Source organism: Mucilaginibacter terrae (assembly GCF_031951985.1).
Classification (GTDB): domain Bacteria; phylum Bacteroidota; class Bacteroidia; order Sphingobacteriales; family Sphingobacteriaceae; genus Mucilaginibacter; species Mucilaginibacter terrae_A.
The window spans coordinates 557,500-574,135 of the sequence record NZ_JAVLVU010000001.1; the positions used below are offsets into that span (position 1 = coordinate 557,500).

A 16,636-nucleotide genomic window follows, 5' to 3' on the forward strand; every position below is an offset into this window, starting at 1 on the left:
AACAACTAAATAGTACCCATAATACAATGAGCACCGAAGCAGGTTTTTTAAACCTCTCTATAAAGAATATCTTATCTGATGAGCAATCGATGCTTAGCCAGGCACGTATTCGTTTATTGTATTATGGCCTATTTTTAGTGTTTGTAGCTGTTTCTGCTATATTTTTCAGTGTTATATTCCAGCATCAGCCTCCTCTTATTATAATAAGTGCCAGCGTAATGGTAATTACCGCGTGCCTATTTAAATACCTCACCTGGAAAGGCGAATGGAAGGTAGTATCGCATATGCTATTGGGCTTGGGTACTATCGTTAATATTTCTGATATTCTCGTAGTATTTCAAAAAGTTGACATACTATCCATTCAGTTAGTACTGTTGATCATCATTTTTAGCTTTTACATGCTTGGGCAAAATTGGGGATTATTGTACTCGCTTTTAAACTTACTGCCAGTAGTATTTTTCTTATTATATACTTACAATAGTATTTACATTATAGATATCAGGCCTGAAAAATTGGATCAATCCACGCTTTTTATAAGTGTGCTGGCCAATTTTGTGCTAATGGTTTATATTCATAACCATTTTTACAATGCCTTTCTTAAAAATATCATTAAGTTAAAGAAAACCAGCGAAGAGCAAATCCGCTTAAACATAAACCTTGAACAGGCAATTGATAAAGCGGAGAAATCATCGCACGCAAAATCAGAGTTTTTGTCTACCATGTCGCATGAAATACGTACCCCGTTAAATGCGGTAATTGGAATGAGCAATTTGCTTATGATGGGTAATCCTCGGGCCGATCAGTTGGAGAATCTGGAAATTCTGAAGTTCTCGGCCAATAACCTGCTGGCTATTGTAAACGATGTGTTGGATTTTAACAAGATAGAGTCGGGCAAAGTAGTTTTCGAAAATATACGGTTTAACCTGGCCGAGTTGATGCATAATATTTGCGGCGGGCAAATTATCAAGGCTAACGAAAAAGGCCTCATATTTAAGCTAAAGGTTGACGACGTATTTAAAAGTAAAACCGTAATTGGCGATCCAACCCGCATCACGCAAATCATCTTTAACTTGGTAAGTAATGCCATCAAATTTACCCGGCAGGGTTATATTGAAGTAAAGGTAAGTTGCGTAGAAGACAGGCATAACCAAATGGTTGTGCGTTTCTCAGTGAAAGACTCAGGCATAGGTATTGAGCGCGATAACCTGAACGCTATTTTCGAACCTTTTACACAAGAATCCATTACTACAACCCGTAAATACGGTGGTACCGGTTTAGGCTTGGCCATTGTAAAGCGCTTGCTTGAATTAAAGGGTGTGCAAATGGAGGTGAATAGCAAGCCAGGTCAGGGTTCGGAGTTTTTGTTTAGCCTGGAATTGCCTGTGGCTACCGAAAAGCCAGAAGGACCGGCAGATAAGCCTATTGTATTAAATAAAGTGGAGCCTGAGTTAAATCACCTGAATATATTGGTTGCCGAAGATAACATGGTAAATACCATGCTCATGAAAAAGTTCTTTAGCAAATGGCAGGTACAATCATCATTTGCCGAGAATGGCGAACGCGCCGTAGAAATGATGCAATACGGCAATTTTGATATTGTATTAATGGATCTGCAGATGCCTGTAATGAACGGTTTTGATGCCGCCATAGAGATACGTAAACTGCCAGACAGCCAAAAGGCCTCGGTGCCCATTATAGCCTTAACGGCATCGGCACTTACCGATATACGTGAGAAAGTATTTAGTGCGGGTATGAATGATTATGTTTCAAAACCATTTAAACCCGAAGAGCTTAAAGCTAAAATTGTAGCTTTGGTAAGCCGTAAAGCACTTATAAATACTGCCTCAGCTAATTAAATTGCGCCGTATTCCGGTAGTTCTTCAATAAACCGGTAGCTTTTATTTTCAAAATCAATTACACAATAAAAATGCTGTAAACCATTGCTAACGGCGAGCAGTCTTATTTGGTGAGTAATATTATACCGGGCAATTTGGTCAAAAACCTTCTGATCGATATTAACTCCCGGAGCCTTGCATTCAACCATTAAAGTTTTTTCGCCGGCATTATTAAATACAATTATATCGCTGCGGCGTTGCATGCCATGTAGTTTTAAACCTCCTTCTAACTTAATTAAACCTTTTGGATAGCCTTTTTGGTTAATTAAGTATTGTACAAAATGCTGGCGTACCCATTCTTCGGGGGTGAGCATAATTTTACGTTTGCGTATCTCATCAAAAATAAAAAGCTGCCCGTTTTCATCAGTAAGTTTAAAAGCATGCGGGGGCAGGGCCAAAGGCTGCAATAAATCCATCGGCGCTAAATTCACCAATATATCTGCCAAATCCTAATGGGTAATTTGTAAATTCACCCCCTGTAATAATGAGCGCTAACGACATCATAAAGGATATAAAAAACCGCAAATTCAAACCCTTGTATTTGCTGCACGGCGAAGAACCTTACTTTATTGATTTGGTGGGCAACTACATGGAAAATCATATCCTGCCGGATGCCGAAAAGGGGTTTAACCAAACTGTACTTTACGGTAAAGACACTGATATTATGACGGTGCTCAACGCTGCCAAGCGCTACCCCATGATGGCCGAGTACCAGGTAATAATAATTAAGGAGGCCCAAGACATGAAGTGGGGTAAGGAGGATGCCGATAAAAAGGGGTTGAACCCGGTGTTGAGCTATTTTGAAAACCCATTGAGCAGCACAATATTGGTGTTTTGTTATAAATACGGCAAGTTTGATAAGCGTAAAAAAGCCTATAAATTTATTGAAAAAAACGGGCTTGTATTTGAATCGACTGCCTTGTATGATAATAAAATACCTGGCTGGATAGAGGGTTATGCATCAGAGAAAAACTACAAGATAAGTGCACAGGCATCTGCCATGCTATGCGAATATTTAGGTAACGACTTATCGAAAATTGCAAATGAACTGGATAAACTCATGCTCAACATTGCGGCAGGGCAGGAGATAGGTTTAAAAGATATACAAGATAACATTGGCATTAGTAAAGAGTACAATGTGTTTGAGCTGCAAACCGCTTTAATACGTAAGGATGTGCTGAAAGCCAATCAAATTGTTAATTACTTTGAGGCTAACCCTAAGGCTAATCCCATTGTATTAATATTGGGCAACCTCAACAATTTTTTCAGCAAGGTATTGATGTATCATTACATCAAAGATAAATCGCCCAAGAATGTAGCAAGCGAGTTAGGTGTAAACCCATATTTTATTAAAGATTACGAAATGGCTTCCCGCAGCTTTGACTATTATAAAACAACATTAATCATCGGTTTTTTGCGCGAGTACGATTTGAAAAGCAAGGGCATGAACTCCAATGCAAGCCACGGTGAATTACTTAAAGAGCTTGTATTTAAGATTTTACATTAAGTAAACGCCCCTGTTAATTTTTACAAAATCTGATTACTATATTAATTTCACTATCCAAACAAGTTATATTGATAATTGCATTAAAAGTACTTCATTGGTAGAATTTTGATAAGGATTGTAACAAAATAATATCATTTGATGAACTGTTGATAATATATGTTGTAAATTCATCGGATTTTATGTCACCGACACTTACCTATTAATGAATTTTAATATACTGCTTGACGCTAAAGGGCACTTCGTTTTTGCAAGCAAACATTTTGAAAACTGGACCGGGCTGAGTTTCAATGAATTTAAAGGCAGGCATATTAAGAATTACATCCGCTCGGCGCATTTGCGCGAGTTAGAGTTATTCATCGAAAGGTGTAATACCGAGGAAGATAGTTTTGAACTGCATCGCGCAGTATTTACAGCCCCCGATGGCAGCCTTAAATGGACGGACATTACGTTTACTTTTATTAATGGTGCAGATGCCCAATTGCAATTAATGGTAAGCATACATGTAATTGATGAGCGCAGCCGTGCCGAAATTGATTTAACCCTACATGCTCATGCCGCTTTTTTTGCCCGGCATCCTTATGGCATAATACACCTTGACAGGCAGGGCAGGGTGGCGAATGTAAATCAGCAGCTACATACCGATTCTGGATATGATCTGTTTCATCTGCAACAAGTTCAATTGCTTGATCTTGTAATAAAAAAGCACAGGTTCGAAGTGCTCAAACGATTTACAGAGGCTACTAAAAATGCGCAATCATCAACGTTTGATATACAGGTACTTACCGCCCGAAAACAACCATTACACATAAACCTCACAATAGTACCTGTTGTGCATAAGGGTATAACCTTGGAGTTGTATCTTGAAATAAAGAATATAACACAACACATTGCCCTACAGCAAGATTTAAAAAAGCTCTCATTAGTTGCCGATAAGGCTACCAACGGGGTAGCCGTACTTGACCGCCAGTTTAAAATTGAGCTTATAAACGATGGCTTTACGCATATGAGTGGTTACACGCAGGCCGATGCCATTGGTAAAAGTTTATTGAGCCTGCTAAGTATGGAGAGCGATGATAGTCCCGAAGCGCAGCAGTTGCAACAGGATTTATGTAAAGGTACTGCGCAAGAGCAAGAGATAATGTGTTACAAGAAGGACGGAACTATTTACTGGAATCTTGTGAAACAAACGCCTGTAATGAATGAACAAGGCGAAATGGAAATGTGCATTACCGTACATACTGATATAACCGAAAAGAAGAAAACCGAAATGGAACTGCGCCTGCTGGCCGATGATCTGTACCGGCAAAATAAGGAATTACATCAGTTTGCTTATATCGTATCGCACAATTTACGCTCACCAGTGGCTAATATTGTGGGCCTGGCCAATTTACTCGAACTGTTTAAGGACGATGCTGACACGCAGAATCAAACACTTCAGGAATTGACCAAATCGGTTAACAATCTGGATACCGTTATTAAGGATTTGAGCTATATTTTAACTGTAAATAATGCGAGCAAAGAGCTTTTAAAAGAGCCTGTTATTATACAGGATTTATTACAGCAGGTATTGGTTGATCTACAGCCCCAGATACTAATGACGGATGCCGAAATTACCATTCCGTCCAAACCGTTAGTAATGCGCACTAACAGGGCTTACATATACAGTATTTTTTTTAATTTGATAAGTAACGCTATTAAGTACAAATCGCATATTAAGCCTTATATTAAGATAGATTTTTATATGACCGAGGCCCACCACGTTATTTATGTGGCCGATAATGGCAAGGGCATCGATCTGGAAAAGCACTCGCACGATTTATTTAAGCCCTACAAACGTTTTGATTTTAAGGTAGAAGGCAAGGGGCTGGGTTTGTTTTTAGTTAAGAGCCACGTTGAAGCATTGGGCGGTAGTCTTACGGTTAAAAGTGAACTGAGTAAAGGCTCAACCTTTTATATAAAACTCCCGTTTGCTTAGTTTGCTGGCTGGTGTTTCGATAATAATTGATCATTAATAATGAGAGACGATAAATCGCCGCATATATACTCAATGCTTCTTCAAATCTTTTGGGGTTATGTTTTGTGGTGCTTACCTCATTAAAGTTTCTTAAATTATCTGAACGTACGTTAATTGACGAGGCTGTTGCCATAGCCATATTGTTTTTTATGCTGAGTTGTGTGCTTTCGTTTCTGGCTATTCGGGGTAGCTTGAAAGCAGGTAAGTATGAAGATATCGCCGATTTTATTTTCTTGGTAGGCTTGCTGATACTTTTTGGCACTGCAGTTCTTCTGCTTCTGAATTTTATTAATTAACGTAAGTTCGGGATAAGGAATAATAAAAAGAGAGGATTGTTTTGATTTTTTAATTTATTGATAATTAAATACTTATAAAATATATAACTTCCTACTCTTTCTATTATTCCTTATCCCGAACTCACGTTAACTTAAATTCTTCACTGTATTGCTGCGTGCCCTTTTTTGATATGCCCTCTAACCCCGATAAAGTATATTGATCAATCCACTTCCTGATTTGTGAGGTAGAAATATCCCAGTGTTTTGATAAGCTGTTTATTGATTTCCCTCCCTCATGTTCTTTAATGACCTTTAGCTTAAATTCTGTCTTATGCTTCTTGTATCTAATAATGAAAATGCCCCCAATAAGTGTCTAACTTTTTGGGGGCAGTCCAAAAACGATGGCCTCTTTAGTATTTGAAAGTAATAACTCGACTATTTCTTCTTACCCTGCTGTGCCTGCTGCTGTGCACGCATCATTTCTTCAAGTTTGGCCTGAAAACCAGATTTCTTTTTCTGCTGGTCTTCGGGTTTCTTTTTGTTTTCCTGCATTTGAGCATGTATCTTTTTATCGTCTACAAAGAAACGGATAAGGTATTGCTGCAGGAAGGTTAGCATGTTAGCCAGGAAGTAATAATAGTTCAAACCGGCCGGGTAACTGTTCAGGAAGCCCAGGAACATAATGGGGCTGATGTAGCCAATGTATTTCATTTGACCGGTTGCGCCCGATACCTGGTTGTTAAAGTAGGTGTAGATGAGGGTTGATATGGTCATCAACACACACATTAAGCTCAGGTGATCGCCCAGGAATGGTATGGTGAAACCAAAGTTAATTACCGCATCATAAGTGGATAGATCATGCATCCACAAAAAACTTTGGCCACGCAGCTCAAATAAGCTTGGGAAGAAGCGAAGAAATGCAAATATGATAGGCATTTGCAATACTAAAGGCAAACAACCGCCCAGTGGGTTTACACCAGCTTTACGGTAAAGCTTCATATATTCCTGTTGTAGCAGGGTAGGGTTATCTTCACCAACCTTAGCTTTAATTTCGTCCATCTCCGGCTTTAATACACGCATCTTAGCCATACTGAGGTACGATTTGTAAGTAAGCGGAGAAAGTACCAGTTTCAATAACACGGTAAGTGCTAAAATTACAAAGCCGATGTTCCAGTTAAAGTTCTGCAAAAAGTTGAATACCGGTATTACTGCAAAACGGTTAATGAGTTTTAACGGACCCCAACCTAAATCAATTTGTTTCTCTAAATCATAACCTTGTTTTTGCAGGGTGCTAAAACGGTTTGGTCCAAAGTAAAACTCCATTGGGTAAGTGTCGGCCTCATTGCTAATGAGCGTTAAGTTGGCCTTCATTTGTCTTACATCCTTTGAGTTAATATCGGTACTGGCCGCAACATTAACTTTATCAAAGCCTTGCTTGGCAATTAGTACATTTGAAAAGAAATGCTGTTTGAACGAGATCCACTGCACTTTTTGATCGGCAACCTGCTTGCTTTCATCTTTGGTTAAACTCAGGTAATCCACATTGTCTTCCATGTCTTTATAGTACACGGTAGAGTATTGGCGCTCCTGTTTAATGTCTTTTTCTTGTTGTAATAAGCTCGCGCTCCAGGTAAGGTTAAGCGCTTTACTGTTGCCAATAACGTTATCAAGCCCGTTAGCTTTTATAGTGTAACCAACTTTGTAGCCGGTAGCACCCAGGGTATAAATATAATCGAGATACTGGGTTGGGCTATATGCCAGGCGTAAGGTAACCGAATTGCTGTCGGTACCACTAACTTTAACCTCGGTTGAAGTTGGCGTAAAATAACGCTCGTTAGTATTTATTACCGTGCTGCCCGCAGTAAAGCGTAAACCAAATTGGTTATTGGTACCGTCAAACAAAATTAACGGCTTTTTATCGGCTGTTTTGAAATTTTTAAGTTCAACACTGTAAACACGGCCACCACGGTTGCTTAATTTTACACGGATGTCTTTGTTTTCTAAAGTGATGAGTTGCTCGCTGCCAACGGTTGATGCGCCAAATGGTGCTTTTAATGCAGCCGAATCAACTACGGGCGCTGTTTTAGAAGTATCGGCTTTTTTTGCGATTGCAGGTTTTAAAGCTCCTGCTTTTTTCAAAGAATCAATATGCTGCTTTTGCTGCTCTTTTTTTATTTCCTCTTCAGAGGGTTTCATTAAAAAGAACGAGCCCACTAAGATGAGCATAATCAGGAATAACCCTGTGAACGTATTTTTATCCATTATTTATCGTGATCGTACAAGTTAATCAGTTCTTGCGGGCATAACCCAGCGAAGCGGCAACAAAGTTAACAAAAAGTGGGTGAGGATTAGCAACCGTTGATTTTAATTCGGGGTGAAACTGCGCACCCACAAAAAACGGGTGATTTTTAAGCTCAACTATCTCAACTAAACCATTTTGCGGGTTAATACCCGATGGTATCATACCAGCTTCTTCGTACTGTTTCAGGTAATCGTTATTAAACTCGTAACGGTGACGGTGGCGTTCGGTAATATGTTGTTTGCCATATATAGCTGCCGCTTTACTACCTTTCTTTAAATCGCAAGGGTAAGCACCCAAACGCATAGTGCCACCTTTGTTGGTGATGTTTTTTTGGTCTTCCATCATGCTGATAACCGGGTAGGTGGTATGTCCGTCCATCTCCACGCTGTTGGCGGCATCCAGTTTTAACACGTTACGGCCAAACTCAACAACAGAGCACTGCATACCTAAACATATACCAAAGAACGGAATATTGTTTTCGCGTACATAACGTATAGCTTCAATTTTACCTTCAAAACCACGCTGACCAAAGCCCGGTGCAACCAATACACCGTGTAATCCACGTAATTTATCTACTGCATTTTCTACGGTTAATTGCTCCGAGTGTATATATTCAACCTTAACCTTACACTCATTTTTAGCACCTGCATGTACAAAGGCTTCGCTAATTGATTTGTAAGCATCTGGTAACTCTACGTATTTACCAACTACACCAATACGTACTTCGGCAGTTGGGTTTTTTAAGCGTCCTAAAAAGTCTTTCCAGCTTTCTAAATCAGGCTCATTTTTATTTGGAAGCTTTAATTTTGTTAATACTGTTTTATCTAACTGTTCTTTCAGCATTAATAAAGGCACATCATAAATTGATGATGCATCAATCGATTCGATAACCGCGTTGATGTTTACGTTACAGAACAATGCGATTTTTTTACGCAGATCGGCGTTTAAGTGATGCTCGGTACGGCAAACTAAAATATCGGGCTGTATACCATACTCCAGCAACATTTTAACCGAGTGTTGGGTTGGTTTGGTTTTTAATTCACCTGCTGCAGCCAGGAAAGGTACCAGTGTTAAGTGAATAACCAATGAGTTACCCGAACCAGCTTCCCAACGGAACTGACGCACAGCTTCTACAAATGGTAACGATTCGATATCGCCCACGGTACCGCCAATTTCGGTAATCACGATGTCGTAATTGCCGCTTTCGCCTAATATTTTAAAGTTGCGCTTAATTTCGTCGGTAATGTGAGGAACCACTTGTACTGTTTTTCCTAAAAATGCACCTTCGCGCTCACGGTTAATTACGTTTTGGTAAATACGGCCCGTGGTAATGTTGTTTGACTGCGATGTAGGGGTGTTGAGGAAACGCTCGTAGTGGCCTAAATCCAAATCTGTTTCGGCGCCGTCTTCGGTAACATAACATTCACCGTGCTCATACGGATTAAGCGTTCCCGGGTCGATGTTAATATAAGGGTCGAATTTTTGGATAGTTACGCGGTAACCACGTGATTGAAGTAATTTGGCTAAAGATGCCGAAATTATACCTTTTCCTAATGACGAGGTAACGCCGCCCGTAACAAATATGTATTTAGTCATGATCTTGATGAAAATTGGGTAACAGTAAATACTGCTGCCAATTGTTTGTGTACGGGATACAAAAGTAAGACTTTTTTCGGGTTAAGACGGACGTTTTTTTAAATTGAGATTAAGGTGAGATTTGATTGAGCATGAGTTGTTGATTATCATTTTGTTGGATATAAATATTTATTGTGGTACTTAATGATGATTTGGGAGTGAATTGGATGGATCTATGAACAAGCAGCCTGGTTTTGATTGCCACATTCTCCCCGAAAAAGAAGATTTAGAGTTAGCTTGCAATACAACAATAAAAAAGCCGTATGCTCAATTGAACATACGGTCCTTGTTATTTGAGTATAATACAGTAGAATTAATAAAAATCGTAGCACCTGCGTGCTCCTATAAATTTGGTGCTGTTGGTGCGAGATGGAAGAGTAGTTTCGTAACTCAAACTGCCTTCGGTAGTACCACTGGTATTGCTGTAATTCAATTTTGATGAAGGGGCATCGTGGCTTAAACCAAAGCGTACCTTTTCGCCACCATCTTTGTTAATAAACAAATCGAATATAAACGATACTACAAATGAGCTTGGCCCTGCAGTACCACCGCTGCGATACCACAAACCGGCATTTACGCTGCGGCGTTTATATTGCATACCAGCACTCAATGACGATGATGATGCTTGTTTGTAAAATACCACTGATGGTATGAAGAATGATTTTTCTTCCTCGTCGTAGTTATCGTAAGGATTTAAATCTAAGCGATAGCTTAAGTGAGCTGTTGCACGCATAGGCAACATGGCCGCTGTGCCGGTGAACGATTGGTCGGGGCGGTTAATGTGCTGTAATGCCCCGCCCGCCATAAACTGACCTGCTACTAAATTAATACCCGCACCGGTATCAAAATAAAACCGGTTGCTAACCTGGCCTAAATCAGCAGCCGATGTTGAGCCGGGGATATAACCATAGCGCGGGTCAATTTGGTCGCCAAAAACAAGTTTACTTTGGTCGATGGTGCGGTTACCTATACCGGCCTGTAAACCAAATGATAACACAAACCTGTCTGAACCTACACTGTACGAATATATACCCGAAAGATTGTTGCGTACATAGTAAGCCGTGCCTTCATTGGCTCTTGTAAACATCACGCCCACACCTCCACCAAATTTAGGAACGTTATAGTCAACAGATGCTGTCATGTATGATAATGCGCCTGGTATTGAAGTGTATTGATTACGGTAAATCATATTCACACGCAAATCACCTTCAAACTGTCCGTTAAGTGCCGGGTTTAAGTACACCGGCGAATTGAAAAACTGAGAATACTGATGATCTTGTGCATAACCCATCATCGCCATCATCACCATCACCACACTTAAAACATAGTTCCTGATCTTCTTCATCTTCAAATGTTATCTTATCACATGTATCACACCCGTACGCCTTGGCGATGAGTTATTGTAAGACATTCCTTTCCACTCAGAACCATTTATAAACCGGGCTTCAATTTGCCATATGTATACGCCTTGTGGTACCGGCGTTCCTTTAAAGGTGCCATCCCATCCTTCAACAGGCTCGCCACGCGAATCAAGCTTGTTGGTTTCCCATACGAGCTGACCATAGTTGTTAAATATGCGCATAACCCAATCTTTGATACCCGAGCCCTTTGCTATAAATTGATTAAGCTCCTGGTTAGTGCTTGCCGGTGTAAAGGCGTTAGGTACGTATAACTGTCCTGGTGTACCTGTTATACGCACAAAGTGTGATTTGGTTGCAAAGCAATTTTGATTGGTAACCACTAAAGTAACCTTGTATCTGCCCGTATCGGCGTAGGTGTGTGTTGGGTTTTGCTGGGTAGATCTACCGCCATCACCAAAGTCCCATTCCCATTTTGTTGGGGAATTTTGAGTTTGATCCTGAAATGAAAATTGGTAATTAGGGTATAACTGTACACTATCCGGTCTTACCCTGAACTCGGCAATAGGAGGAGCGCCTACAGAAACTGTTTTGGTGTCAAAACTTTCACAACCCGTTACGCGGTTACGCACGGTTAAGGTAACCACGTAGCTCGCTCCTTTATAACTAAATATGTGTGTTGCATTACGCCCAGAAGAAGTATTAGGATTGGCGGCCGTTGCAAACTGGTCACCAAAATTCCAGGTGTACTCCAAATCGTCTGCATTGCCGTTAACTGGCGTTGTATTGGTAAAGTTTGCCGTGGCATCCGGACATCCCTGCAAAGTAAATGTAAATCCGGCTGTTGGCTTGTTACTTACGTTTATAGTAATTTCTTTAATATCCTGACCGCAATTGTTTACAGCATATAGTTTAACTGTGTATGTTTTAGAATCGGTATAAGTATGTGCCAGGTTACTATTGGTAAAAACATCCTGAGGACCGTTACCATCGCCCCAGTCAATTTTATAATTAGTTGCACCAACACTGGTGTTTTGTAATTCAAGTTTAAACGGAGCACATCCCGCAGTAGGCGATATTGCTCTTATGCCTGCAATAACCTGCCTGGCGGTAACTTCGATGGTAATAGCATCACTTTTACCGGTACCGCAAGAGTTTACAGCTTCCATAAATACAGAGTAAATACCTTGGTCTGATAACGTAATAGTTTGCTGAGATTTTGTTGTATTTGATGCTTTGTATACCTCAACACCGTTGGCATTCAACACATGATAAATGTAGTTGTCATTAGTCCCCGGCGAGCGGTTATCTAAAACCAGCGTAAACGGCGCACAGCCGGTTAATGCGTTAGGGAAAATTTTAGCTACCGGTACACCAGGTTTAATAATCACGGTGCCTTCCATTTTGTCAACGCTACAATCGGTAGTGGCAGTTAGTACGACTTTGTAGGTAATGTCTTTACCTTCCGGGTCGGCTGTAAATGTAACCGGGTCGGGCTGGGCTTTGGTTGAAGTTTGGCCGTTGCCAAAATCCCAAAAGTAAGTGGCAGCAGTTAATGGGTTTGATATGTTTTGGAACGTAACCGTTGTAGTGCCGCAATTTTGAGTAGTACTTGGATTAAAGCTGGCCTTAACCACTTTTACACTACTGAATGTGTGACTAAACACCGCCGACTCGCAACCAAACTTGCTGGTAACGATCAGGCGAATATCCACCGTTTCACCATCGGTATTAATGGTGTAACCCGGGAAGTTAACCCCGGTACCGATAACCTGGTTGTTGGCATACCAGGTGTAAACGGCGTTGCGATCAGGGTATTCAACAGCCTTGATGTTTTGAGCGTTTAACACGAAAGGAATACAACCTGCATCTTTAGTCCAGGTAAACTCCGACTTGGCATCGGGGTTTACCGTAACCGCAATTACGTTACTGATGTTGCTTTGCACACCGGTACAAACCTGCGAGCTAACCACGCGGCGGTATCGAATATTTACCACTAAAACAGGGGTAAGGTAGTTTACGCCGGTTGCATCGGTAATGTTGGCCCAATTGGCTCCACCATCAATACTGCTTTGCCATTGGTAATTAAAGTTTCCATCGGCACCCGCAGGCTGGCTGCCAAATATTTCACCCGCCGATTTATTGGCACAAACGGTATTGTTGGCTAAGGTGATGGTGTTATTACTAATGGCCGGTTGCACTGTAACAAGTACGGCGTTGCTCTTATCATCACTACAAGCACCCGAAGCCACCGAACGCCTGAAGTAAGTGCTTTGGCTAACCGGAACCGTTAGGTCAATATTGGTTTGGCTTGTTAATACCGTCCATGTATTGCCGTTTAAGCTGCTTTCCCACAGGTAAGTATATGTTCCGTTACCGCCTTGAGGCGTACTGCCTAAAATGGTAACTACCTGGCCGGCACAGGCTGTGGTTGAGGGATAGTTAACTGTATTGGCCGAAACAGGAGGGTTGTTCACCACCTTTACCTCATCAGATTGAGACGAACATTGTGCTGCACCCGTCAACGTCCATTTAAAAGTATAAGTTTGATTGGCCTGTAAGCCGTTTACGGTGGTGTTAAATTTAGTAGCATCGGTAAAGGTTACACCGGTTTGGCCCGAGGTAATGGTCCACATACCGGTAAAAGTACCCGGGTCATTTCCCTGAAGCTGGAAGCTCGGTTGGTTACATATTAGCGCATCGCTGCCTGCATTGGCAGCCGGAACCTGTGGTTGAACCGTTAGGGTAATTGTTTTTGCTGCTCCCTGGCAATTATCGGCCGTATTGCTGTTTATTGGCGTAATGGTATACGTAACCGTACCCGCTGTAGTACCGGTGTTAAGCAGTGTTTGACTGATGGCTGTTGTGGCTACGGGCATGCTTTGATCAGTAGCGCCGGTTACACCGTTGGTTGAAGTTACCGTCCAGGTGTATTGCGTACCGCTTACGTTTGATGCCAGTTGTATACCGGTTTGCATGCCACTGCAAATCGTATTTGCTGCCGGACCGGTGATGGTAACTTCGGGCTTAGGAGATACGGTAACTGTAAAAGTAAATGGTGTGCCATCGCAACCGTTGGCTTGTGGGGTAATGGTATATATTACAGTTGCATTGGCAGTAGAAGACGAATTTGTTAAAACATCATTAATATCTCCCGAACCCGCAGCCGCAAAACCACCCGCGTTTGGCGAACTTAAAGTGACTGCCCAGTTATAAATGCTACCGGCCACCGTTGAGGTAGGCGAGTAAGCCACCGGGTTGCCTGTACAAATAGTTTTTGCATTGGCACTGGTAACCGTATTGGCCGGATTAATGTTGATAATTACCTCATCGCTGATGTTGGCACAATCGCCCGGTAATGAGGTGGTAATTCTTAACGTTAGTTTTACCAGCCCGGCGGCCCTGTCGGCAGCGCTTGGCGTGTAAAACGGTTTTTCTATATTCCTGTTGCTGAAAATACCTGTGCCTGATGTGCTCCAAACCAAGGTGTTGTATGTGCCCGTTACCGAACCATCCAACTGTGCGGTAGCGCCCGAACATATTACCTGATCCGGCCCTGCGCTCAAAGTAGGGGCTTCCCTAAAGGTAATTTGTTGTACGTTTGATGTTACCGCACCGCACTGGTTGGTATGCTTAACCACCACATTGTAACTTCCAAAATCGGGGAAGGTAATTTGAGGGTACTGGCTGTTAGTCGTTGTACCATTGGCAAATATAGCAGGGGCAATGCCATTAAGCCCGGTTACGGTCCATTGATAAGTATCGGGTTGCGGGTCGGGCGTACCGGTAAAGGTGGTGCGGGTTGCACTACCAGTGGTGTTATTAAAAGTAAGTGTTTGCCCTTTACCGCACAATGAGAACGAGGGCGATAAGGTTGCCGTAGGTATATTGCTTACCGTTATTGTTTGCACATCACTCAAAGCAGCATCACACACTCCATTATTTACAGCCAGTTGTACGGTATACTTGCCCGGCGTGATGAATGAAATTTGTGGCGTTTGGCTGGCTCTGGAAGTACCATTAGTATATGTAAAGCCGGTTGCAGGTGTAATAGTCCAATTATAAGTTACCGGTGTGTTACAAGGTACGGCAACCTCTGATGTATTAACAGGTATAACCGGGCCCGAGCCGATACAAGCGGTTTGAGGCAAAGTGAACGAGGCTTTTGGCGGATCTTGTATACAAACGTCCATTTTGGCATCGGGGGCCACGCATGGGGTTGAACTGGTTAAACGCAGGCTAACGGAATAGGTGCCAGCGGCAGGAAAGGTATATTTAAGCGGGACATTCTTTTTGGTATTATACGGAGGAACAGCCACGCCGTTTACAAACCATTGAAAGGTTGCATTGGGGTTTTCACAATTGGCACCACCCGCCACACTGCTTACTACCTGGCCGGCATATGATGTATTGGTAAATGTTAATTCTTTACCGGTACAACCTACCGATGGGCCACCAATGATCGTTTTTGGTGGTGACAACACGGCCTGGTCCCCGCTCAGGTTTTTACTCTGATCAGGACAGTAAACATTTGACACCCTGAACGAAACCTCGAATTTATTGGTAACCGTACCTTCGGCATTCTTGGCTCCGCATGATGATACAGCATAGTCATGAGTTAATATACCGCCGGTCGACGCTATCTGGTAATAGGTTAAATTCGTCGTAAGCCCATCTCCCCATCTTATGGTATATAAAGTGCCCGGATAATTGTTTTGGATACCGCCGCCACCGGTAATATTAACACTGTATGATACCGTTGCCTTGCTGTTTTCAGGTAAACAAACACTTGATGAGTTTTGAGTTTGAAAACTATTACGCACAAAGTTATTTAGCAATAAATAGCCTTTGGTACCTACAATGCCATTATTTACTGCTTTTACAAAAATGGTATAATCATTGGTTTTAGCATTAAACGTGCCTGTACCGTTAATAGGAATGGTTTGTTCGTCGTTCTGATTTAAATCATCGTAAAAGTTAGCGGTTACTGTTGAACCGGTAGTTGATTCATTGACAAATAAAAACGGAAATCCATCGGTTGCAAAACAGGTTCCGTAAACCTCAGGATAAGATGGGTTTACCGTGTTTGAATTGACCTTGGCTATGACCGCAGTACCGGCACTTATGGTAAAAGCGTTTGAGGCGGCACTTACCGTAGCCGGACTGGTAGTTTTAATACGTACTTTGTAGCCTGTACCCGGTGTAGTATTTGCAGGTATTAAGCCATTTACAAAACCGGTGTAATATCCGCTAAATTCGCCTATCTTTTTTTCGGTAGTAAAGTTACCGTTAGCATCAGATAAAAATAGCTGAAAAAGGTTGCCGCTAACCGCGATCTTCCCGTCAGCGTCTGTAATTTTAATAGCAGCAGCAATACTCGAGCCGGGGGCGTATGGTCCCGGGTCTACCGTACGTATAGCCACCGTTTGGGCATACAATGCCGATGAACCCATCAATACTCCCCAACACAATAAAAAAATCCTTACAGCACCTTTGATAGATAATCTCACCATTTATGTTTTTCAGCGGTAAATAAGCCAGTTAACTGTTGGTTACATCAGTTTGTACCTTTTACGGTAGTAGTGCAGAAAGGTTGTTGCAACAATAAAATTTATACAAAATCGGGGTATCAACAGTGCATAAATGGTTT

General features: G+C 41.7%; 9 protein-coding genes. 3 read left to right on the forward strand and 6 right to left on the reverse strand.

All coding sequences use genetic code 11. From position 1 onward, the window contains the following. The first annotated feature begins 26 nt into the window (after positions 1-26). The gene (locus QE417_RS02375) at positions 27-1,856 is read left to right on the forward strand and encodes an ATP-binding protein (protein ID WP_311947285.1); all 1,830 of its coding nucleotides are present in this window, start codon (positions 27-29) and stop codon (positions 1,854-1,856) included. Here the strand turns inward: QE417_RS02375 and QE417_RS02380 are convergent. Continuing rightward, entirely contained in the window at positions 1,853-2,341 is a 489-nt protein-coding gene (locus tag QE417_RS02380) for a type I restriction enzyme HsdR N-terminal domain-containing protein (protein WP_446670062.1), read from the reverse strand. The two genes, QE417_RS02375 and QE417_RS02380, sit on opposite strands and share 4 nt — an antisense overlap. Positions 2,342-2,379: 38 nt before the next feature. Here QE417_RS02380 and holA point away from each other — a divergent pair, with 38 nt between their 5' ends. Further along, on the forward strand, positions 2,380-3,402 hold the full coding sequence (holA, locus tag QE417_RS02385) for a DNA polymerase III subunit delta (RefSeq protein ID WP_311947286.1): 1,023 nt from the start codon (positions 2,380-2,382) through the stop codon (positions 3,400-3,402). Positions 3,403-3,604: 202 nt separating this feature from the next. Then, positions 3,605-5,377 carry a PAS domain S-box protein gene (locus QE417_RS02390; protein WP_311947287.1) on the forward strand — a complete coding sequence of 591 codons (1,773 nt, stop codon included), beginning with the start codon at positions 3,605-3,607 and terminating at the stop codon, positions 5,375-5,377. A 456-nt stretch (positions 5,378-5,833) separates the two neighbouring features. Here the strand turns inward: QE417_RS02390 and QE417_RS23630 are convergent, their stop codons facing one another. The 5 genes from QE417_RS23630 to QE417_RS02410 form a co-directional block, all read right to left on the reverse strand. Continuing rightward, positions 5,834-6,058: a transposase gene (locus QE417_RS23630; protein ID WP_376717541.1), complete on the reverse strand. Its 225-nt coding sequence runs from the start codon at positions 6,056-6,058 to the stop codon at positions 5,834-5,836. Positions 6,059-6,126: 68 nt separating this feature from the next. Continuing rightward, entirely contained in the window at positions 6,127-7,953 is a 1,827-nt protein-coding gene (yidC, locus tag QE417_RS02395; RefSeq protein ID WP_311947288.1) for a membrane protein insertase YidC, read from the reverse strand. 25 nt (positions 7,954-7,978) lie between these two features. Then, a complete protein-coding gene (locus tag QE417_RS02400) occupies positions 7,979-9,589 on the reverse strand; it encodes a CTP synthase (RefSeq protein WP_311947289.1) in 1,611 nt (536 codons plus the stop codon). Between the two features lie 352 nt (positions 9,590-9,941). Continuing rightward, positions 9,942-10,973: a PorP/SprF family type IX secretion system membrane protein gene (locus QE417_RS02405; protein ID WP_311947291.1), complete on the reverse strand. Its 1,032-nt coding sequence runs from the start codon at positions 10,971-10,973 to the stop codon at positions 9,942-9,944. A gap of 9 nt (positions 10,974-10,982) precedes the next feature. Beyond that, the gene (locus QE417_RS02410; protein WP_311947292.1) at positions 10,983-16,499 is read right to left on the reverse strand and encodes a PKD domain-containing protein; all 5,517 of its coding nucleotides are present in this window, start codon (positions 16,497-16,499) and stop codon (positions 10,983-10,985) included. Positions 16,500-16,636: the final 137 nt, after the last annotated feature.